The organism is Aliiroseovarius marinus (assembly GCF_050881025.1).
Lineage (GTDB): Bacteria > Pseudomonadota > Alphaproteobacteria > Rhodobacterales > Rhodobacteraceae > Aliiroseovarius > Aliiroseovarius marinus_A.
In genome coordinates this window covers 40,571-58,626 of sequence record NZ_JBNNXQ010000002.1, presented here as the reverse complement: position 1 = coordinate 58,626, position 18,056 = coordinate 40,571, and the positions used below count along the sequence as shown (strand labels likewise).

Below are 18,056 nucleotides of genomic sequence, written 5' to 3'. Positions count from 1 at the left end.
GATTTGGACATCACCGCAGTGCAGCGTCCGCGAAGTGCCCCGGAAGAAAAAAGAATTGGTCAGAATGCGCATTAATACGCTACCAGTGGTGTAGGAATTTCGGTGTGGGGGCTACCAACTTGGGATGCCGATCCACGCACAATACTGGAGCAGTGATTTGGAAACCATAAAGGCAATTGCCACAGCGATCTCCACGTCGAACATACCGACGACACTTTTTCTTGGGGCAGGAGCTAGTATTCCGTCTGGCGCGCCATCTGGATTTGCCTTATCTGACGATTTAACGAAAGAGTTTTTCACTGGCGAGCGCACCAGAGAACTTTCGGATGTTTCCGGTCGTGTTGAGCTGAAGTATGGGCGGGAAGACTTAGTAAAATTTCTTCGATCAAAGATCGAACCACTCCAACCGTCTAAGGCTGCCCTTCGTCTGCCGGAGTTCAATTTCGCCAATATCTTCACGACAAATTATGATCTGCTTGTCGAAAGGGCGTTCGAAAAGGCTGGCGTCGAACTGCCAGTAGTACGCTCCAACAAGGACTACGCTTTCGATTACCGTCAGTACAATACCATGCTATTCAAGTTGCATGGCTGCATTACGGAAGATCGCGCCGACGGCTTAAGTCATGGAATGATAATTACAGATGAAGACTACTCAACATACCGAAAATTTCGGCAAATTGGCTTTCAGAATTTCGAGCAATCTCTGGCAACATCCAATGTTGTATTCGTTGGGTATTCAATGGCCGACGCCAATATCAAACAATACGTGGAACGTGCGGTCGAGTTGGCCGGCTCACAAGAATGCCCGGGTCAAATATTCCTTATACTGTATGAAGAAGATGAGATCGAAGCTACGAGATGGAGAAATCGCGGCCTGCAAGTGGGGTTTGGCGATTTAGACGCCTTGCTGGGTACCTTAGCTTCCGTCGATCAGAGCCCAAGCGCGGTCAGTATATTTAGCCCGATTTCAGACGTTCCTAAGCATGTAATAGCCGCTGAAATCTCGTCACTCAATCCAGTTGAGGAAGGCGCCAAATCCAGCAATATTAGTCGAATGGTCACTGGAAGCCCAGTGACCTACGCCGATATTCGTGTAGGAAACGCATTTGGCCGGTCAGCGGCTACCGAAATTGTCCAGCAAGTAACCTCGACGAATTCGTCCTCTATGCATGTGCTGCTCGGGCCAAGTGGCTCCGGGAAAACAAGCGCTGGGAGGTTGGCAATTCATGAGCTTAGTGAGCGTGGCATAGTCTGCTACGAGCACAAGGCGCACGTTGCCGTTGATTTTCCGACTTGGCAAGACGTCGAAAGAGAGCATCACACAGATGGACAGCGCGCTTGCCTTTTCCTCGATGAACCGAATGCAAGCCAGTTCGCAGTGAACCAATTGGCCAGTTATCTTGGGCAGGAACAGGAACGCGCGCTCTCGCTCATTATTGCATATCATCCATCTATTTGGAGTTATCGGACTAAGTCGCCGGAGTTGACCACGAAGGCGAGAGTCCACAACCTGTCGCGCCTGACCCCTACTGACGTTCAGAGCATAGCAACTCACGTCAAGCGACTGCCGGAAATCGCCAGATTGTTGTCTGCTGACATCCAGTCAATGACACACGACCAGATCCAAAAGACCATTAGGAAGCGCGCAAAATCCGACTTATTTGTCTCATTAAAATACCTATTTGAAACGAAATCTCTCGACGAAATCATTCTGAAAGAATTTGATCAACTAGGCCGAGGTCAACCCGATGACATGAAGACTAGCATTCGGTCTCTGTATGAGACCGTTGCGCTCCTAGAAGCCTGCGGTCGCCATGTGCATCGGCAAATGGTGTTTCGGGTGGCAGAAATTGACCTTGCCGAAATATCTAATCTTCTTGATTACTTAGAAGGCATTATTTCCGAGTCTGAACGAGATGACTTCGTTGGCGGAACTTACCAGTGGACTACCCGCCATCCCAGAATAGCGAGCATCATCGCTGAGAGTAAGTTCTCACGAAAGCAACGATACGATGTCCTTGCGCGTGTCATCAGATCAATTAATCCGGCAAGTAAAATTGAAAGACAGTTCAGCGCGCAGATTTGTAACTCTGAGATAGGGATCGAATCGCTTCCACCGAAAGACCAGACAGAGCTATACAAACTGTTAGTGGAAACTGTGCCGGGGGAGAGAGTTCCAAGGCATCGTCTGATAAGGAACTTAATCAGGCAAGATGCGTTTGGTGATGCCGAATTGGCGATCTCTGAAGCGAGGGACATGAGGATCAACGACTCTGTGATCCACCGATATGATGTCCAGCTAAATATTGCCAAAGCTGAAAAACTGGACTTTTTGGAAGTGCAGGACCGTTTGAACTTGCTGGATACCGCGGTTTCAAAAGCGACAAAATCAATATCTCGGCGTCCAGATGACATGTATAACTATGAAAATTACTGCAGGGCCAGTCTAGCACTTGCGCAGAACGGTGGAGGTGAGGAGGAATTCGAAACTGCTCTGCAAAAGTTGAAAGACGCGCACCAAGAGTTGGGAGATTCTTTCATGGTCCAGTGGATCGGTAAGTATGAATCCGAAATGGCACGTCTTAGGAGAAAAGAAGACAATTCCTGTAATTCATCGGTGTAACGTCAGCCCTCGGGTTCCTTTGTCCAGATATTGGGCAACTGAATGGCAGAGAGCAATGAGCTTGCACACAAGACGATGTGGAGCAAACAGGACAACTACTCGACGTCGGACGCTTGGAGTTGTTCGGCAGAGAAGAAGTCTGTGTTTGATCGGCGCGTCAGAGAACGCGGTTGTCGGCGCTGCCCCACGCTGACACCGCACGCCACCGAGTTGCCGCAGAGAGCCGCGAAAATCCCCGGTCTCTCGTCGACCTAAAGGCACATCGACCCAAGCGTGTTTGACGAGCGCGACGAGAGACGCGATTACCACCACCCTCGCAGGGTCTGCTGCACGGCGAGGCTCGCTTGCAGGTATTGCGAGGTAAACCCGCCGAGGATCAACGCGATACCCAAGTCGCCGTGACCGCCCGCGCTACGGCTTTGGCTGATGATCTGATTGCCCGCCGCTGTTGTCGTCGTCGCGAAGGAAGCCAGGTCGGCCTCGATCTCCTCGCGCAACGGCAGATCAGGCGCGAACTTGAGATCACCCGAGGCGAACAGCACGGCGAGATTTTCGATCATGAAAGTTTTGCCCGCGTTGACATATCGCGACCCCTTCTTCGACCAATCCTGCCCGCCCGTCATCTGCACCGCCTTGTGATCGACGCCTTGATCCCAGAGCATATCCGACACCACGCGCCCGATAGACGTGCCGTCGATGGCAAGTTCAGACTTCCCGCCAAACGGCGACGCGTTGCGCAGGCGGACGAGATGGTCCACCACATCGACATAGGACACGCCACGGAAGCGATCAGCATGGACGACAGTGCGCTCGCGCGGGCCGACGATGATTTTGCCGTCGTCTACGATGGGCAGCGCTTGATCCTTGATCACGACGACCGCTGAATAGTCGTTGGCCTGACCGAGGTCAGCAGCGACCCAATAACGTTGGTAACCCGTGATACGCGGGATTGCGGGGTCTTGGTTGGTCTCGTTCACCACCTCGCCGTCAGGCAGATAGACGAGGTTCAATTCGGGTTCGCAATTCAGAGCTTCGGACATATCGCAACCTCCGTTGTGCTTGTCGCTTGTTCGATGATTGAGAGGTCGAAATACGCCTGACCATCGGCCAGCATTTCGACTTCGATTTCTTGTCGGAACTTCGTCGCGGAGAGCGTTCGGCGCATCCGCTCGACCTTCTCGGCCAGCCTCGGAATGTCCGTGCCGCGCACGACAATGCGGTGGATGCCGTCGCCGGGTTTGGCGTCCAGAAACAACCGCGCGAAATAGTTGTTCTTGCCTGCGGGCGTGCTGCTGAAAAACACCTGTCCGTCTTTCGTCAGCATCGGCAGGACGCCCGAGATCAGGTCTTCGCCGCCGTTCTCGCCTTGCAGAAAGGCGCACTCGTCGATGATCAGCAGCGACACCGACGGATAGCCCCGGATCGTGTCTGAGGTGGACGGCAGCGCGACGACACGCGCCCCGTTCGATATTTCGAGTTCGGTCAGCGTGGACCGCGTGATAACCAAATCCGTGCGGCGGAGCTGCTGCCCGATCTCGCGTGCGATAATCTTCGCTTGCCGTTCGGCGGGTGCGACGCAGATAGTCAAGGACTCGGGGACGTGCAGTTCTTCAACTGCTCGTGCCGCGAGTACGGAAGTTTTGCCCGCCTGACGGCCCACGCGCAGAGCGATCTCCGACGCCTGCGTTGTGAACGCCTCAACCTGCCACGGATCAGGTGCATGGCCGATCCAATGGCTCAGGCGCGCGACGGGATCGAGGTCACGTTCGAGGCCCACGCACCAATCATGGAGAGCATCAAACGGCATTCTTCTGTCGCTCGTAGTAGGCGCGCATATTGGCGACGCTGCACTGCGTGCAGTTTCGGTTGCCATCGCGCGGCGAGACATGCCCGTTCTTGCAGGCAATGCCCGTGAAGTAGAGTTTGCCTCCCTCGTCGAGCATCACATCGCGACTTTGCGGCAGACTCGCCCAATCGGGCGACCCGGCTTCCGTGGCGGCGGCGAGGCGACGGAAGTATTCGTCCCAGCCTTCGAAATCTCGGTGGGTCATAGCACCTGCTCCTCTTTCGTGACCGACAAGACGTGGTGGCGCATGTGTTTGAGAAGGACAGATTGCGCCTCGGGCACCTCGTCACAGACGGCGCGGAGGATGCTTTTCATCGTCACCCACTCGGGCGATTCCGCGAGCGTAACCGAGACCGAAAGGTTGGTCGCGAGTTTGCCCTGCATGGTGGCAATATCGCGGAGGACTTTCCGCAGACCTTCCATGGAAGCGAGGGCAAAACCATCGTCGCCCGCTTCCTCAGCCTTGGTGATCAGATTTTCGACACGCCGCGCGAGGCTTTCATAGGTCCGCGCAACATCCATCCGCTCGTCGTTGAGAACGCGCGTCGCCTCGTCCAATGGTTCGATGCGCGCCTCGGCCAAGATCGCGCGCTCCATTTCCTCGGTGATGTGTTCCTTGCGATAGCGCGAGACGGAATCCGGGTGCATCCCGACGCGTTTCGCGACTTGCGCCTTCGACATGCCACCGGGCAGACCGTGTTCCCCAAGGACGATCTGTTTGATGATCGTCTTCTTCTCCGGGTGCGTGTTGATCGTGCTTGGGCGTCCGCTGCCTTTGTTCCCAGCCATATCAGGTATCTCCTGAACGCATGGTTGAGCCGGTGATGGGCAGGCACGTATCGTCGCGATACCAATTGATCCGCTCTTTCAGGCGGTTCCACTCGCCAACGGAGACATCTGCCAAATGATCATGGACGCGATTTGCCGCCTTTTTCCTCATGCCCGCCGCGATGAGATCGCGGCGCAGCTTGCCAGCCTGAACGCCTGTCAGACGGAGCTTCATCACCTGCGCCAAGGCGACGATCAGGGCGTCTTGAGGTTCGCCTGACGGATCGAGCATCGTGCGGTCATGGGCCGTCACGATGCTCAAGTCACGCATTACGATCACTTCATTCTCGGCGGAAAACCCGAACACGACCCGAAACGCCCATTCGAGGGTTGCGCGATCCTCAGGCGTCATGGGATTTCTCCATCAACGCGAGTTTCGTTTGCATGTTCTGCGGCAGGTCGTCGGGCTGGTCCCAGGATTTGATGGTCATGCCTTCGGCCCGCAGCCGCTGGTATTGACGCGGGTCCGATCCCATCACATCGCGGCGCATGTAGGCGACCCGCTGATCCTCGTCCTTGATGATCGTTGTCGTTGTCGTTGTCGCGGCAACATCCCCACGTCCACGACGGTGGGTGTCGTCGGCCTTGCCGGGATCGACGATTTCCAAGGTCGCACCGATCTTCGCTGCTGCCTCTTTTGCGGCCCGATACGTCGCAGGATCGCGTGCCTCCGCCCGTGTCAGGGTGTGAGCGGGCTTGGTCCCTTTGGGGTAGTAGTTGCCGTCAGCGGCGCGCTCATAGCCCATGTCGGCCAGTTGCTTGTCCGTCTCGGCCTGCTGTTCGAGGCGGCGTTGCAGGTCTTTTTTTGATCAAGCACGCGCCCATTGAACTCGTGCAGGTTTTCAAGGCGTTTGTCCTGTTTCGCGACTGTCTCGGTGAGCGCCGAAACCTGCTGAATGAGGGCTTTGAGAGCGGCGGATGTATCGTCGGCCATTGCGGTATCCTTTCATGTCACAACCAAAAACGGACACAGGTGGAGGCCCATGTCCGTTTCTCTGATTGGACACGACGAGATCACCATTCCGTCACCGACAATGTATCAAGCGGCCCTTGCTGCCCCGACCGAAGAAGCAGGTGGAGCGCGTCTTGAAGGGGCGTTTTTCAGGTGGAGCCAACGTGTCCGAATGTCTGCGACGGCTTCCGCATGGCGCTTCTGGGCCGCGGGCGTTCTGTCCGTCGGCAACGGGAAGTCGGCACCCTCCATCATCCGCCGAGTGCGCTCGCCCAAAACGTTGCCGTCCCAGCCGATCAGGCTACACAGGAAGGCACGGTGGCAGGCGTGCGGGCCGGTGCGATCCGTCAGGAAGGCGATTGCCTGATCCTGCTCCGTCTGCGTCGTGAAGGTCGCTTGGCCGTCGGATTTGGCGGTCACGAACAGATCGCGGTAGGCCTGCATAAGGATTGCCGTGACCAAGGCCGCCTCGGGCGATTGGGGGCCGCTGGTCTGCGGGATCATTGCATCCAAGGCTTTCTGCCGCCGGGTTCGATGTGGACGATTTTGCGGGCAACAACGAGGTGTTCGGCAACGTCGATCTCGTGCTTGTTCGGGGCCTCCTGCCAGTCGATGTAGACGCGCGGCGGGGTATCAAGGCCGATGTGCATCGTCCACACGCCGTGGACGCGCAGGCCGCGTTCAAGGAGCGTGCCGCGCGTCAGGGGCAGTTCGCGCCATAGAGGTGCAACAGGCATGTCAGGCGGTGAGCTGATCGACCACGGAGGCGATGTGCTGCCACGGGATCGGGAACGAATGCGGATGCACCTCGACGGTCACGCCATCGGGCTTCACCAAGACGTTGTAGGCGTCGCGGTAGATGTCGCCCTGATCGGGATTGAACGTTGATTTGAGGTCGTAGGCAAAATCAGCCGCATCAGGCACGCCAAGGTTCGACGTGGTGTTCATGCGGGTATAGGTGAGCGTGACGGCTTCATGCTCGCCGATTGTCGCGGTGATGGTCATTGTGGGTGTCCTCTGTTTTAAGGCGCGCACCGGGTTCATCGCGGCATATAGGAGAGCCGATGCTAGGTCGTTCCCGATGCGCGCAGACCCAGCACGAAATGCGTATCACCCGCTTACGGGGCGTTGTTCCGGGGAATGAGGTGGAGAGGCGGGAGAATTGGGTGGCGCAATTCGCGGCGATGCCGAAAATATGTCAGCCTTGGCGACAGGTTTTGATGTGTTTTTCGCGGTGCGTTTGAAAGCACGTTTGAAAGCTGCATAACGAAGCCAGCAACCGCTTGGCAAAACAGTGGTTTTGTATGCCTCGGTGGATGATTGATTGTCAGTAGGTCGGGGTTTCTGGCCGTAGTTGCGACTTTCTCACAACAAGAACGCGGAGAAAGCGGGAGGAGGCAGGCAGGGAAACACAGGCAACTCCCGTCGAGATTACAGGCAATGCAGGGATTACATGCGCTTACTTATAGTGGGAAAAATTAGTTGGTTGGTCGGTCAGCATCCACCAACCAACCAATAAATTAACCTCTAAAGGCAAAACCCCATGCATTCCCTGTAATGCCTGCAATTGCGCTCACACACTTGAAAATCGCCATCTGCCAAGTTAGCTTAACACCAACTCGATCTTCGGTGGTCGGGGCGGGTTCGAATCCTGCGGCTGCGCTAATCCTGGTCGCTCTTCTTAGCGTTCTACTAATTCTGAACGCCAACATAAGGAGGATCGCCATGATGAAAATGACGGAAGAAACGAAGTCCAAGTCCTGCAAAGCTAAGCGTGTACTGACGAAACTGACGATGAACTTAACCCATGTCTTCGAAACCATATGGGCGACGGGAGTCAGCGTAGCAGCAGCGATGGTTATCTCCACGCCGATCAATTCATGCAGGGCGATATTTCGCCCTGCATACTAACCTACCTCAATCACATTGCAGCGATTTCATCCGCCGAAATCTCAGGCGGTGGAACGAGCCGCCACTTCCGCGACTTCTTGTCGATCTTCCACCCGCGCTTCCTCAGCGATGGCTTGAGTTGGTTCAATTCACGACTGAGCGTTGCGGCTGTCATGGGCAACCTCGATTGGTTCAACCCGATGATCTCAGCAGACTGCTGCAACTCGATCAACAACTCTTGAGGCGTGCCCCAAAACTCACCGCGTCGCGCCACAGGTTCTTGAAATGACTCCAAAGCCTGCATGGTCGCAGAATCATCCGCCGCCTCGTCCTGTGCAATGTCCTGAGCCTCGACCATCTTTTCGATGAACCACCCCTCATCCCTGCCCATGACTCGCGCTGTCGCCTCGCCAATTGCACCAAACTCGGCCAACCGCACATTGTCCGCGAATGCGTGGGCGTCGATTTGAGGCAACACCTTCAACACCTCCATGACGAGTCCGACCGCGCCTATGAACATACGGGGTGCGGAGTCGGAAAGCTGCTGCTCAAACTCAGATTCAAGCATTCGTTTTTCAGGTTTTTCCAACTCGATCTCGACCATGCGCGAGATTAAGTCTGCCGCATACTTAGAAGGATCAATGCCGTTGACGATCACGGGCCGTCTCACCCAAATTGAAAACAGATCGCCATTGGTGAACAACTGCCGAACCTCGAACCCCATGCCCGTGGTGATGCCGCAAAGCGTGTCGGACAGCTTGGTCAGGTCAGACATGTTTTCGAGGGTCAGCACATAATTGTGCCACGCCCGCACAAGCACATCGTCAACCTTGTCACTACCCGGTGCGACCATCGCGGAAACGGGGTCAATCAATGAGCGCAAAACCCGAGTGGTCGATGTCTTTGCCGATCCGTATTCACCGATCAGGTTGACGATGGGCGAGGGAGTATCGGGGAAGAACATCTTCACGGCGCAGGCCATGAAGACGATGAATTGGTCATCGTCCATGTTGACCATCGCGCGGATGTCTTCGAGCGATCCTGAACCATCGGCCAACCCGATTGGCAATTGCCGAGAGCGGCGGAACACCACGGGGCATTCTTCGTCACCGTCAATCAACTCAACCCCGTCGGCCGAGATGGTCAGCACGCGGTCATCTGCATCGCACAGATCGACGTAGATGCGGTCGTCTTGCCGTGCGACCCGTAGATGTACGTCTTCGACCGTCTCATAGGCGTGTGCCCGCGCCATGCCCACGACGAGGTTGATCTGCTCTTGGCTTGCGGTCACGCCGCTTGCGTAGGCTGTTCGTCGCAACCAATCTGCGAACTCGATCGAGTCAATCCGCATGATACGGCGTGGGCCGACACGGGCATAGGCCGTGCCGTCAGGATCGCGGAACAGTTTGAGTGATCCCACAACGTCGTCGAGGATCAACTTGGTCTGATCGCCTTTGTTGCCGATCTGCACACCATCAGGCAGACCGCCCGCGTAGCCACCCGCCCGTGCATATGCCCAAAACGGCTCGGGGCCACATTTGCCTGCCTTCGCGATTTCTGACCACTTGCCCTGCACATCGCTTTCGGATTCAAAGCCATCAGTTTCCTTCGAGTAGGTCAGCCAATGGTCATAGCCATCTTCGCCGAACGCGCCGAAGATGTTGAAACCCGCATCGCTCCACGATTTGTAACCGCCACCTGGCCGCGCCTTCATGAACGCCTGCAAAGCCGCATCCACATCGACCGCTTTCGTTCGCTGACCACTCTTTGGACCCGTCTTGCGAGGCTTTGCCTTTCGCAAAACAATCTCGCCGCCCTCGTCGAATTGCATTGCGCCCGTTTCGTCAATTTCTGTGGGCGTGAGGACGATGCTTTCGAGTGCGAGAGGCAACGCCACCACAGGGCGTTTTCCGCCCTTCGGAAGCAATTCGATGTGGTGTTCAACCTTGGTGATGTCTGATTTGTCAGGCCGACCCGACCGCCTAAATACCACTTCGGTGTCATGGAACATGCCCTTGCCTTGTCCATCGTCAGGCACAAACTTTTCGTGAGCCCAAGGTGATTGACCGAGAATATCATTCGCGGTGTCGAGCACATCGCGCATCCGCGCGCGGATCGTGTCCATGCGAGCTGCGTTTTCGAACGCAACCCATAAGTGATAGCCGCGACCGCCCCCTGAACGGACAGCAATATAAGGAGTGTTGAGGTTGTGCAAAGCCGCTGCGACGAAACCTAACCGTTTGCGCATAATGCCCGCTTCGTACTGACCGTTGTGATCATCGAGATCGAACACGGCGAAGTGGGATTTGTCGTCACCCGCGTTCATGTTGATGCCGATTGGCTGCGAACCATCAAGATGCGCGCGGATCACATCATCAGTGATCTCGCTGTCGTTGGCGTAATAGGCTTTCTTGCCGTCAACCCATTTCAATTCCGAATAGCCACAGCCGGCCATTTCGACGATCTGTTTTAATGCTGATTTGTTGTCCATACCATTATCAGGATGGACCTGCTTCACTGGTCGCGTGACGATGCGTTGGCGTCTATAAACGAGTTATAGCGCACAATGCTGATCCATGTTGTCACACGAACAGTGAGGGGCAGGTTCAAACTGCCCCTCCTATTTTGTGCTCTTGTGCCCAAGCGATCACATCGTCGCGGTCGTACCGCACAGTGCGCTCGCTCCAATAGATCGCTGGCGGCACATCGCCGTCACGTTTCCATTCGTAGAATTTCGATTCCGAAATACCAACGAAGTTGCACACCTGTTTCGGCGTCATGAGTTTCGGGAGTTCGGTTTTTTGCTCGAGATATTCAATGCGCTTTTCGAGCGTGCGCAATAATTCGGTGGAATCCATATCAACAGATCCTTTCGTCATGTCCTTAATCAGACAGACGCCCTCTGTTGATACACGACACTACGGGCTATCATCTACCAAGCCGCTTGTGTCGCCGCGCGCTCAGGATGCTGTGCACTGCCATCACGGCAACACGTCTCACGACGGACATGTGCATCTCCAACGTAGTGTGAGACACAAATTCATACAACGTCGAAAGCAGGTTCTACCTTAATGCGTTCGAAGAATACCGTTTCAATCATGTCGGGCGCACTTTTCCCAACCCGTGTCGTGTACTTCGAGAGCATTTTTCCGTCGCCCGAAGAAGACTTGTCTCCGCGCAGGTAGTGCATGATGTGATCACCCAACAGAGCCTCGTTGCAAGCCTCTTGGAAAAACTTCCGCGTGTCTTTCGCCCGAATGACAGGGACTCGTTTTCCGTCGATCTTGGCTTTGAGGGTATCAAGGCCATGCCCGCCACCAACGTATCCTGTTGCTGATGAAGCGGGGAAAACCCAATCGCTATCCGTCAGGCGTATTGCCTGCAATGCTTCGGCAACACTTGCCCCTATAGGAATGACATGGTTGCGGATGCCTGACTTCAGTTTCGGAAACACAAGCTCGCGGCGTTGCAGGTCGACGAAACCGTGTTTACCGTCGCGCTCCCAACGTAGCGAGCAGACGTTTTCGGAGCGGATGCCTGTGAAGAACATGACCACCCAAGCCGTTCCCATGATCACATTCTGCTGCCGTTTCTCCCATATCGCGCCCCAGACGGTCGAAAGGTCCTCTCTTTCGAGATCGCGGTTGTAGTCACATAGGTCATACCAAATCGGGGGTTGTTCATTGGCGTCGGGGACAGTCACGTTTTCAACAGGGTTCTTGCCGGGCAGGCGCTTGAACGCTGACGACAACGCCACTCGAACATGACGCTTGGTTGCGGCAGAATTGTCCCCACGCCCCGTGTCGATAGCGTTTACCGCGCTTTGGATCATAATCGTCGAAACGTCAGTTGGCGATGCTTCCATGATCTCGGGCACCCATCGGTCGAGCTTCGTGGTCATGTCTTTTCTGTGCCTGTCTGACATTTTGCCTTCTGACTGACGCGTGGTGCAATGATGCTCCCAAGCGTCCCGCACCGTGCGGATGTCTGACGATGCGACGCCAGAGTGATACTCAGTCAGGATTGCAATCTTCTCGAAGGCCTGCGCGGCAGTCGTTTCGGGGAACGTCGCCTTGAGCGCTTTTTGTTGGGATCGCCCGTTTAAACGTCCCTTGAAATACCACGACGCCGCGCGCTTGCCGACGCCGAGATAGAGGCAAGGGTATTTGTCACCATCGTGTGAATACCAAGTCGTGCCCGCGTCGGGTTTGGCTGCTGTTGCCTTGCGCACCTTCGGCACGCTGTCGAGATTGATGGCGGTAGTCATTGGCGGTCCCCGTCATTTTTTCAAACGCATTTTCAAACGCTTCACAACACTTAGACGGATTAACATGCACAATCAACCGACTGAATATCGTTTGAAAATGCACATAAAGTGTTGTTTTTATAAGTTAACCACACCAACCTGCACTTGTTGAATAAACATTGGTGGCTGATTTGTAATCAGTAGGTCCGCGATTCGAGTCCGTGTGGGGGCACCATACTCTCCTAGGAAGATCGCTATTCTAATGGCTTAGAAGGCCGACGCCTTATTTTTCTACCTTGTGTTCTGCGAGCCTCGGGCAATCATCAGAAGCCGAAACTTGTCTGTGTGTCGCGGCGCGCCGAATATTGGACAGGCTTGGAATAACTTTTGGATAGAAATTTTCTACGGCGATCAAGGTGACGGTCTTCATCCAGGCATCTTCGAGTATTCCTAGTGAGCGCCGTGTATCCCAACAGAGTTTATATCTCGTCGATTTCCAGCGGCTCATTCGGCGCAAGAACTTCAAGCGCAGTGTGAACGCGGTTGCGCAACCCGCTGGGTTTCATCTGGTGTTCAGCAAAGGCTGGGACCAATCGCAATACGATCCGTCGCCATTGGTGTAAGATGGCAACGCGCAGGGCTGCGCGGATGGTGGGAGGCAAGGCATCTGCCATTTTGGGGGTAACTGATGACAACGCGTGCTCAAGCCTTTGCGCATCTGTGGCGACGGCTTCGGGGATGAGTGACGACAAGACCCAATCCGGAATGTCCAAATCGCGGTCGCGGGAGATTAGGAAGCTGTCACGTTCTGCATCTTGCGGAAGGTGCTCGCCAAGGAAAACACCTCGGCCAATCAAGGCAAAGCCCTGATCCAGAAGCCGGGCGTCTCGATCTGTGCAGGCCAGATGTGGCGGCACGATCACGAGGGTCCAGTTGCCTGACGTTTCCGGGCCGGGGCCGTAGATTTGCTTGGCGGCAGAAATGGTTTCAATCCGCCCTTTATCGGTCAATCGGTGCACCGCCCCACGCCCCGTTCTGGTTGATGTGATCCAGCGGTCCTTGCGCAGCCTGTGCAGGGCCACGCGGGTTGCCTCGGGTTTGATCCCCAGAACTGACATTAGCCCTGTCAGTGTCGCACCTGAGCAGGCACCCTCTGTGGAAGGCGAACCACCTTTCATGGCCAGGTCCCCCATGATCGTTACGATAACGGACCAGGCACGAAGGTCATTCGTTCCCCGCAACTCAGACAAGGTCTGCTTGATGTGATCGGGGAGTTCCGGTTCGGGCATCTTAATAGGCGTTCATCGTCAGAAGCTCGTATTCGGCAACCAGTTCATCATCCTGATTGGTCAGGGTGACATGCCAGCGCACCTCGCCATATTCGTCGGTGCGGCGGGTTTTGGCCTTTACCGTCAGGCGCACTTTCATGCTGTCTCCGGCCTCGACCGGTTTCATGAAACGCAGGTTGTCGAGGCCGGTGTTGGCCAGAACCGGGCCTTCGTTGGGCTCGACAAACAGACCAGCGGCAAAGGACAACAGCAGATAGCCATGGGCCACGCGGTCCGGGAAGAACGGGTTTCGTTTGGCGGCCTCACTATCCATATGGGCATAGAAGGTGTCGCCGGTGAAATGGGCGAAATGCTCGATATCGTCCAGCGTGATTTCGCGCGATTTCGTGTGCAGCGTTTCACCAATCGACAGCTCACCAAACTTGCGGGTGAACGGGTGGGCGGGGCCGGTGATTTCAGTTGCGCCGGGCACCCAGCGCCCACCGATCGAGGTCAGGATGTCGGGGCTGCCCTGAATGGCGGTGCGCTGCATGTAGTGCAGAACGCCGCGCACGCCGCCCATTTCTTCGCCGCCGCCCGCGCGACCGGGGCCGCCATGCACCATGTGGGGCAGGGGCGAGCCGTGACCGGTCGATTCCTTCATCGAGGTCGCGTTGTTGAAGTAAAGCCGCCCGTGGAAGGCGCCTGCGCCCATGGCAACCTCGCGCGCCACGTCGCCAGACCCGGTGATCACGGATGCCACCAGCGAGCCTTCGCCTTTGTTGGCCAGTTCGATGGCGTGGGCGATGTCGCGGTATCCCATGATGGTCGAGACGGGGCCAAACGCCTCGCATTCATGTACGATGGTGGCCGTATCCGGGTTTTCGCAGTGGAAGAGCATCGGCTTCACAAAAGCGCCTGCATGCACGTCGCCTGCGAAGTCATTGTCGTCAGGGTTGCCATAAACCAGCTTGCTTTCGGTGCCGATGGCAGCGGCTTTTTCCAAGACGTCGGCTTTCTGCCCGGCGGAGACCAGAGCGCCCATGCGCACGCCTTCGGCACGCGGGTCACCGATCACGGTTTTGTCCAGACGGGCCGACAGCGCCTCGATCACGTTCTGCACTTGTGCTTCGGGTGCGATGATGCGGCGGATGGCGGTGCATTTCTGACCGGCCTTCGTGGTCATCTCGCGGTGGACCTCTTTGATGAAGAGGTCAAATTCTGCAGTGCCGGGGGTCACGTCCGGGCCCAAGATCGACGCGTTCAGGCTGTCCTGCTCGGCCACGAAGCGCACCGAGTTCTTCAGGATATTCGGATTCGAACGCAGCATAGAGGCGGTCTGCGCGGAGCCCGTGAAGCTGACGATATCCTGCGGGCCAAGACGGTCCAGAAGGTCGCCTGTGCCGCCCGAGATCAGCTGCAACGCGCCTTCGGGCAGGATGCCGCTGTCCAGCATGATGCGAACGGCGGCTTCGGTCACATAGGACGTGGCCGTGGCCGGTTTCACGATGGCGGGCACACCGGCCAGCAGGGTCGGGGCGAGCTTTTCCAGCATGCCCCAGACCGGGAAGTTGAACGCGTTGATATGCACGGCCACGCCTTGCAAAGGCGTTGCAATGTGCATGCCAAGGAAGGTGCCATTCCGCGACAGCTGCTCGATCTCGCCGTCGATATAGACCTTGCCATCGGGCATTTCGCGACGCCCTTTGGAGGCAAAGACGAACACCGTGCCCACGCCGCCATCGATGTCGATCATGTGGTCCGATTGCGTGGCGCCCGTGTCGAAGCTGAGGTCGTAGAGTTCCTGCTTGTGGCTCCCCAGATGCATCGCCAGCGCCTTCAGCATCTTGGCGCGGTCATGAAAGCCCATTTCGCGCAGGGCGGGGCCGCCTACATTGCGCGCATAGTCGATCATCGCCTGCATATCAAGATCCGCACCGCCCGCTTCAGCAAGCGGCAGTCCGGTGATGGCCGAGGCGATGGGGCGGGCGCCCGCGCCCGGTGCAATCCATTGACCAGCGGCGAAGCTGGAGACTTTCATCAGGGTCATGCTCTGTCCTTAGTTCTCAAGTTCTTTGGGCGGCGCTTAGGGCGCGCTCAGGCCCAGCTTTTTCAGGGTTTTGGCTGCCGTGGCTTCCCATTCGTCGCGCAGTTCCGCATTCGAAGAATGGCGCAGCCCGAAAGCCTGCAACTGGCTCGCACGGGTCGAGACGTCTTTGCCAAAGCTTGCTGCAACGCGCGGCCACCAATAGGTCACGCTGGCTTGCAGATCAGATGTGTCCGTGCCGGTCTGGGTCAGCCGTTCTATGCCTTCTGCAGCAAGCTCGGCGTGGCGGGCCTCGACGGGAGTGATGGCGCGGAAGGCTTCGGCCAAAGGCGCGTAAGATACGCGTTTGAACTCGCTCAACTGCACGCCCACGGCCAGCCCCATCAAAAGGTTCATGACAACCGCATCCGACCAGCCCTGCATGGGGTAGTTGAAGACCGACAGGCGCATGTCCGTGTCGGTGCGCGAGGTGCCGATATCGGCGTCGCGCGCCACGCGGTCGGTCCAGGGGTGGTGGTTGGCATAGCGCGCGGTGTTGGCGCCGAAATCGCCCATGATCGACAGAACCTTGTCGGCATTGTCGGTCTTCTCCAGCACGATTTTGGCGGCCGCGATACGTTCCTTGATGCCCGGCCCATCATTGATGATGTCGGCAAAGCCGGCAGCCCCCGCCAGCGCGCTGTCCACAAAGGTGGCCATCAGGCGCATCAGCTCGGCGCGGTAGCGTGCGGGCACGTTTTCGGGGTTGGACAGGACACCGCCCTGCGCCAGATAATCGGTGATGCTCATATCAGACATTGGGGTCTCCTTATTGGTCAAAATCGACGACGACTTTGCCCGAACGGGCGAAGCTTTGGCAGGACAGGACGTAGCCTTTCTCGACCTCGTAATCTTCGAGCGCGTGGTTGGTGATCATGTCCACGTCGCCTTCCAGAACCTTGCAGCGGCAGGTCGAACAGACCCCGGCCTTACAGGCGTAAGGGGCGTCCATGTCATTGGCCAAGGCTGCGTCAAGGATCGAGGTTTCGCCATCCATTGTGATGGTCCGGCTGGCCCCGTCCATCGAGATCACCGCCTCGATGCCGTCGCCCGTGACCGCCGATTTGCTGGTGGCTTTCTTGGCGGCCCGGCCCGGTTGCGAGGATGCGAAAAGTTCAAACTTGATCTGTGCGTCATCCAGCCCGTGATCGCGCAGCGCCTTGGCGATGCCCAGCATCATCGGTTCAGGCCCACAGATGAAGGCCGTGTCGACGGATTTGATATCGATCCAATTTTTGAACAGGGCTGCGCATTTCGCCTCGTCCACCAGACCGGTGAACAGGTCGATTTCCTGCGCGTCGCTTTCAAGGATATGGATCACGTTGAAACGACCCATATAGCGGTTCTTCAGGTCTTCCAGCTCTTCGCGGAACATGATCGTGGTCACGGCCTTGTTGGCGTAGACCAGTGTGAACTCCGACTGCGGCTCGCGGGCCAGTGTGGTCTTGATGATCGACAGAACCGGCGTGATGCCCGAGCCACCGGCAAAGCCCAGATAGTGGCGGTTGGTGGCCGCATCCAAGGGCACGTGGAAGTTGCCCATGGGGGGCATGGCTTCGATGCTCGCGCCCGTCGACAGCTCTTCATTGGCCCAGGTCGAAAACGCGCCGCCATCGACCCGTTTGATGCCTACCTGCAGCTTGCCATCGTCCAGACCCGAACAGATCGAGTATGAGCGGCGCAGTTCCTGCCCGTCAAAATCGCGACGGAAGGTGATGTATTGGCCTTGGGTGAAGTCAAAGGCCTCGGGGTCGTCAGGGGTCAGTGTCACCACCACCGCGTCGCGGATGGTTTTCTGGATATCGGTCACGGTCAGGTTATGGAAGCGCGCCATTTTGGGTCTCCTCAATGCAGTCAGATGCACTTGAAATAGTCGAAGGGTTCAAGGCAGTCGCGGCATCGCCAGAGCGCCTTGCAGGGGGTCGAGCCAAACTGGCTGCTGCGTTCCAGATTGTGGCCGCCGCAATTGGGGCAGCGGTCTGGTTCGCCTTTGGCCGAGGGCGGAGCGATGCCGTATTCTTCCAGCTTCGCGCGGCCCTTGTCCGACAGCCAGTCGGTGGTCCACGGGGGGGACAGTTGTTGTGTCAGCGTCAGCTTCTTGATGCCGCGGTCGCGCAACGCGGTTTCAATATCCATATTGATCACCGAGGTGGCCGGACAGCCGGAATAGGTGGGGGTGACGGCGACATTCAGCATATCGCCCTCCCATTTCACATCCCGGATGATGCCCAGATCAACCAACGAGATCACGGGGATCTCGGGGTCGGGCACCTGGTCCAGCCAGTCCCAGATCGTATCAACTGACGGCTGACCCATC

Annotated in this window: 20 protein-coding genes and 1 tRNA gene; 3 read left to right on the top strand and 18 right to left on the bottom strand. The window is 56.8% G+C overall.

Going from position 1 to position 18,056, the window contains the following annotated elements; genetic code table 11:
* The first annotated feature begins 124 nt into the window (after window positions 1-124).
* Complete coding sequence (locus ACRY08_RS05655) at window positions 125-2,623, top strand: SIR2 family protein (RefSeq protein WP_432448915.1); 2,499 nt, start codon at window positions 125-127, stop codon at window positions 2,621-2,623.
* 302 nt (window positions 2,624-2,925) lie between these two features.
* Here ACRY08_RS05655 and ACRY08_RS05650 read toward each other — a convergent pair whose 3' ends face one another.
* The 10 genes from ACRY08_RS05650 to ACRY08_RS05605 all read right to left on the bottom strand — a co-directional run bounded on the left by ACRY08_RS05650 (window position 2,926) and on the right by ACRY08_RS05605 (window position 7,254).
* Window positions 2,926-3,663 (bottom strand): hypothetical protein, encoded by a 738-nt coding sequence (locus tag ACRY08_RS05650; RefSeq protein ID WP_432448914.1) that lies wholly within the window; start codon window positions 3,661-3,663, stop codon window positions 2,926-2,928.
* Window positions 3,648-4,430 (bottom strand): terminase large subunit domain-containing protein, encoded by a 783-nt coding sequence (locus tag ACRY08_RS05645; RefSeq protein WP_432448913.1) that lies wholly within the window; start codon window positions 4,428-4,430, stop codon window positions 3,648-3,650. Before ACRY08_RS05645 ends, ACRY08_RS05650 begins: the two co-directional genes overlap by 16 nt.
* Window positions 4,420-4,674 carry a hypothetical protein gene (locus tag ACRY08_RS05640; RefSeq protein WP_432448912.1) on the bottom strand — a complete coding sequence of 85 codons (255 nt, stop codon included), beginning with the start codon at window positions 4,672-4,674 and terminating at the stop codon, window positions 4,420-4,422. The genes ACRY08_RS05645 and ACRY08_RS05640 overlap by 11 nt, the downstream gene beginning before the upstream one ends.
* Complete coding sequence (locus ACRY08_RS05635) at window positions 4,671-5,258, bottom strand: hypothetical protein (protein WP_432448911.1); 588 nt, start codon at window positions 5,256-5,258, stop codon at window positions 4,671-4,673. Before ACRY08_RS05635 ends, ACRY08_RS05640 begins: the two co-directional genes overlap by 4 nt.
* Window position 5,259: 1 nt before the next feature.
* Window positions 5,260-5,649, bottom strand: a complete 390-nt coding sequence (locus ACRY08_RS05630) for a hypothetical protein (RefSeq protein WP_432448910.1) — start codon at window positions 5,647-5,649, stop codon at window positions 5,260-5,262.
* On the bottom strand, window positions 5,639-6,043 hold the full coding sequence (locus ACRY08_RS05625; RefSeq protein WP_432448909.1) for a hypothetical protein: 405 nt from the start codon (window positions 6,041-6,043) through the stop codon (window positions 5,639-5,641). The genes ACRY08_RS05630 and ACRY08_RS05625 overlap by 11 nt, the downstream gene beginning before the upstream one ends.
* Window positions 5,977-6,231 carry a hypothetical protein gene (locus ACRY08_RS05620; protein ID WP_432448908.1) on the bottom strand — a complete coding sequence of 85 codons (255 nt, stop codon included), beginning with the start codon at window positions 6,229-6,231 and terminating at the stop codon, window positions 5,977-5,979. The genes ACRY08_RS05625 and ACRY08_RS05620 overlap by 67 nt, the downstream gene beginning before the upstream one ends.
* A gap of 105 nt (window positions 6,232-6,336) precedes the next feature.
* Complete coding sequence (locus tag ACRY08_RS05615; protein WP_432448907.1) at window positions 6,337-6,753, bottom strand: hypothetical protein; 417 nt, start codon at window positions 6,751-6,753, stop codon at window positions 6,337-6,339.
* Window positions 6,750-6,986: a hypothetical protein gene (locus ACRY08_RS05610; protein ID WP_432448906.1), complete on the bottom strand. Its 237-nt coding sequence runs from the start codon at window positions 6,984-6,986 to the stop codon at window positions 6,750-6,752. Before ACRY08_RS05610 ends, ACRY08_RS05615 begins: the two co-directional genes overlap by 4 nt.
* Before the next feature lies 1 nt (window position 6,987).
* A complete protein-coding gene (locus ACRY08_RS05605) occupies window positions 6,988-7,254 on the bottom strand; it encodes a hypothetical protein (protein WP_432448905.1) in 267 nt (88 codons plus the stop codon).
* 720 nt (window positions 7,255-7,974) lie between these two features.
* Between ACRY08_RS05605 and ACRY08_RS05600 the strand changes: the two genes are divergently transcribed.
* Window positions 7,975-8,160 (top strand): hypothetical protein, encoded by a 186-nt coding sequence (locus ACRY08_RS05600; RefSeq protein WP_432448904.1) that lies wholly within the window; start codon window positions 7,975-7,977, stop codon window positions 8,158-8,160.
* Between the two features lie 10 nt (window positions 8,161-8,170).
* Here the strand turns inward: ACRY08_RS05600 and ACRY08_RS05595 are convergent, their stop codons facing one another.
* The 3 genes from ACRY08_RS05595 to ACRY08_RS05585 all read right to left on the bottom strand — a co-directional run bounded on the left by ACRY08_RS05595 (window position 8,171) and on the right by ACRY08_RS05585 (window position 12,406).
* A complete protein-coding gene (locus ACRY08_RS05595) occupies window positions 8,171-10,630 on the bottom strand; it encodes a TOTE conflict system archaeo-eukaryotic primase domain-containing protein (RefSeq protein WP_432448903.1) in 2,460 nt (819 codons plus the stop codon).
* Window positions 10,631-10,745: 115 nt separating this feature from the next.
* The gene (locus ACRY08_RS05590; protein WP_432448901.1) at window positions 10,746-10,997 is read right to left on the bottom strand and encodes a helix-turn-helix transcriptional regulator; all 252 of its coding nucleotides are present in this window, start codon (window positions 10,995-10,997) and stop codon (window positions 10,746-10,748) included.
* 182 nt (window positions 10,998-11,179) lie between these two features.
* The gene (locus tag ACRY08_RS05585; RefSeq protein WP_432448900.1) at window positions 11,180-12,406 is read right to left on the bottom strand and encodes a tyrosine-type recombinase/integrase; all 1,227 of its coding nucleotides are present in this window, start codon (window positions 12,404-12,406) and stop codon (window positions 11,180-11,182) included.
* A 140-nt stretch (window positions 12,407-12,546) separates the two neighbouring features.
* On the opposite strand from ACRY08_RS05585, the gene ACRY08_RS05580 reads away from it, so the two are divergent.
* Window positions 12,547-12,620, top strand: a tRNA-Ser gene (locus ACRY08_RS05580).
* A 244-nt stretch (window positions 12,621-12,864) separates the two neighbouring features.
* On the opposite strand, the gene ACRY08_RS05575 is transcribed toward ACRY08_RS05580, so the two are convergent.
* The 5 genes from ACRY08_RS05575 to paaD are packed head-to-tail and all read right to left on the bottom strand — an operon-like array spanning window position 12,865 to window position 18,055.
* Window positions 12,865-13,674 carry a hypothetical protein gene (locus ACRY08_RS05575; RefSeq protein ID WP_432448899.1) on the bottom strand — a complete coding sequence of 270 codons (810 nt, stop codon included), beginning with the start codon at window positions 13,672-13,674 and terminating at the stop codon, window positions 12,865-12,867.
* Between the two features lies 1 nt (window position 13,675).
* On the bottom strand, window positions 13,676-15,703 hold the full coding sequence (gene paaZ, locus ACRY08_RS05570) for a phenylacetic acid degradation bifunctional protein PaaZ (protein ID WP_432448897.1): 2,028 nt from the start codon (window positions 15,701-15,703) through the stop codon (window positions 13,676-13,678).
* 36 nt (window positions 15,704-15,739) lie between these two features.
* Window positions 15,740-16,498, bottom strand: a complete 759-nt coding sequence (locus ACRY08_RS05565) for a Phenylacetic acid catabolic protein (RefSeq protein ID WP_432448896.1) — start codon at window positions 16,496-16,498, stop codon at window positions 15,740-15,742.
* 10 nt (window positions 16,499-16,508) lie between these two features.
* Window positions 16,509-17,573 carry a 2Fe-2S iron-sulfur cluster-binding protein gene (locus ACRY08_RS05560; protein WP_432448895.1) on the bottom strand — a complete coding sequence of 355 codons (1,065 nt, stop codon included), beginning with the start codon at window positions 17,571-17,573 and terminating at the stop codon, window positions 16,509-16,511.
* 20 nt (window positions 17,574-17,593) lie between these two features.
* The gene (gene paaD, locus ACRY08_RS05555) at window positions 17,594-18,055 is read right to left on the bottom strand and encodes a 1,2-phenylacetyl-CoA epoxidase subunit PaaD (RefSeq protein ID WP_432448894.1); all 462 of its coding nucleotides are present in this window, start codon (window positions 18,053-18,055) and stop codon (window positions 17,594-17,596) included.
* Window position 18,056: the final 1 nt, after the last annotated feature.

Coding starts and splice junctions, on each gene's coding strand:
- ACRY08_RS05655 (WP_432448915.1), top strand. CDS start 125: ATGCCGATCCACGCACAATACTGGAGCAGTGATTTGGAAACCATAAAG.
- ACRY08_RS05650 (WP_432448914.1), bottom strand. CDS start 3,663: ATGTCCGAAGCTCTGAATTGCGAACCCGAATTGAACCTCGTCTATCTG.
- ACRY08_RS05645 (WP_432448913.1), bottom strand. CDS start 4,430: ATGCCGTTTGATGCTCTCCATGATTGGTGCGTGGGCCTCGAACGTGAC.
- ACRY08_RS05640 (WP_432448912.1), bottom strand. CDS start 4,674: ATGACCCACCGAGATTTCGAAGGCTGGGACGAATACTTCCGTCGCCTC.
- ACRY08_RS05635 (WP_432448911.1), bottom strand. CDS start 5,258: ATGGCTGGGAACAAAGGCAGCGGACGCCCAAGCACGATCAACACGCAC.
- ACRY08_RS05630 (WP_432448910.1), bottom strand. CDS start 5,649: ATGACGCCTGAGGATCGCGCAACCCTCGAATGGGCGTTTCGGGTCGTG.
- ACRY08_RS05625 (WP_432448909.1), bottom strand. CDS start 6,043: ATGGGCTATGAGCGCGCCGCTGACGGCAACTACTACCCCAAAGGGACC.
- ACRY08_RS05620 (WP_432448908.1), bottom strand. CDS start 6,231: ATGGCCGACGATACATCCGCCGCTCTCAAAGCCCTCATTCAGCAGGTT.
- ACRY08_RS05615 (WP_432448907.1), bottom strand. CDS start 6,753: ATGATCCCGCAGACCAGCGGCCCCCAATCGCCCGAGGCGGCCTTGGTC.
- ACRY08_RS05610 (WP_432448906.1), bottom strand. CDS start 6,986: ATGCCTGTTGCACCTCTATGGCGCGAACTGCCCCTGACGCGCGGCACG.
- ACRY08_RS05605 (WP_432448905.1), bottom strand. CDS start 7,254: ATGACCATCACCGCGACAATCGGCGAGCATGAAGCCGTCACGCTCACC.
- ACRY08_RS05600 (WP_432448904.1), top strand. CDS start 7,975: ATGATGAAAATGACGGAAGAAACGAAGTCCAAGTCCTGCAAAGCTAAG.
- ACRY08_RS05595 (WP_432448903.1), bottom strand. CDS start 10,630: ATGGACAACAAATCAGCATTAAAACAGATCGTCGAAATGGCCGGCTGT.
- ACRY08_RS05590 (WP_432448901.1), bottom strand. CDS start 10,997: ATGGATTCCACCGAATTATTGCGCACGCTCGAAAAGCGCATTGAATAT.
- ACRY08_RS05585 (WP_432448900.1), bottom strand. CDS start 12,406: ATGACTACCGCCATCAATCTCGACAGCGTGCCGAAGGTGCGCAAGGCA.
- ACRY08_RS05575 (WP_432448899.1), bottom strand. CDS start 13,674: ATGCCCGAACCGGAACTCCCCGATCACATCAAGCAGACCTTGTCTGAG.
- paaZ (WP_432448897.1), bottom strand. CDS start 15,703: ATGACCCTGATGAAAGTCTCCAGCTTCGCCGCTGGTCAATGGATTGCA.
- ACRY08_RS05565 (WP_432448896.1), bottom strand. CDS start 16,498: ATGTCTGATATGAGCATCACCGATTATCTGGCGCAGGGCGGTGTCCTG.
- ACRY08_RS05560 (WP_432448895.1), bottom strand. CDS start 17,573: ATGGCGCGCTTCCATAACCTGACCGTGACCGATATCCAGAAAACCATC.
- paaD (WP_432448894.1), bottom strand. CDS start 18,055: ATGGGTCAGCCGTCAGTTGATACGATCTGGGACTGGCTGGACCAGGTG.